The organism is Streptomyces sp. RP5T, from assembly GCF_003933965.1.
Classification (GTDB): Bacteria; Actinomycetota; Actinomycetes; order Streptomycetales; family Streptomycetaceae; genus Streptomyces.
In genome coordinates this window covers 1-986 of record NZ_RSAJ01001164.1, presented here as the reverse complement: position 1 = coordinate 986, position 986 = coordinate 1, and the positions used below count along the sequence as shown (strand labels likewise).

At 74.1% G+C, this 986-nt stretch carries 1 protein-coding gene; it reads right to left on the bottom strand.

Annotated elements, in window-relative coordinates; all coding sequences use genetic code 11:
* Window positions 1-889: MFS transporter (locus EHS43_RS45150; RefSeq protein ID WP_125196117.1), on the bottom strand; the 889-nt coding region annotated here is incomplete at its 3' end.
* Window positions 890-986: the final 97 nt, after the last annotated feature.

The window sequence follows — 986 nt, the reverse complement described above, 5'->3', positions numbered from 1 at the left end:
ACAGCGCGAACACCGCGCAGGCCGCCAGCATGACCCACCCCGAGCGCCGCACCGCGCGCGTGGCCGACGCGAGCCCGGTCACCCCGCGGGCCATCCGCACCTGGAACACCATCACGGCCCCGGTGTTGAGCACGAACAGCACGGAGACCAGCCAGGTGGGAGCGGCGGTCCGCTCGGCGATCCACAGCGGGATGCCGAGGCTCAGCAGGGGCATCCGCAGCAGCAGGACGGTGTTCAGCAGGGTGATCACGGCGTACGGCCGGTCGCGCAGCACTCCGGAGCCGTACCGCCTCGACACGCCCGCCGCGCGAGGTGTCACCGGCGGCAGCCGCAGCAGCAGCCCCGCACACACCAGGAAGCTCACCGCGTCCACCGCGAACACCCCGAGATACGCCGCCCGCGTCCCGGCGTGCAGTGCCAGCCCGCCGAGTCCCGCCCCCACGGCCAGCCCGGCGTTGAGCGTGGCCTGGAGGTGGGCCAGCAGCCCGGTCCGCTCACCGGCCGACACCAGCCCCGCGAGCAGCGCCTGCCGGGCCGCCGCGAGCCCCGACTGGGCGGAGGCGTAGGCGCAGGCCGCCAGGACGAACGGCACGAAGTCCCGCACCACCAGGAAGGACGCCACCGCCAGCCCCGTCGCCAGCGCCAGCAGCACCGCCGTGCCGCGGGCCCCGCGCCGGTCCGCGAGCCGGCCCAGCGGTACGCCCACCACCGACCCGACCGCCCATCCGACGGTCAGTCCGAGCCCCACGCGCGCGGGGGCGAGTCCGACGACGTGCGTGAAGTAGAGGGCCGACGTCACGTAATAGGCGCCGTCCCCGACGGAGTTGCTCAACTGGGCGAGCGCCAGGACGCGTTGCGGCCCCGCGGGCGGGACGAGTGAGTTCGTCATGGGTTAGACGCTAGAAGCGCGGTGGACCTGCGGGGAGGCCCAATGAACACCTCTACGAGTGGCCCAATTCCAGCACCCGGACCAGGGCGTCCAGCGC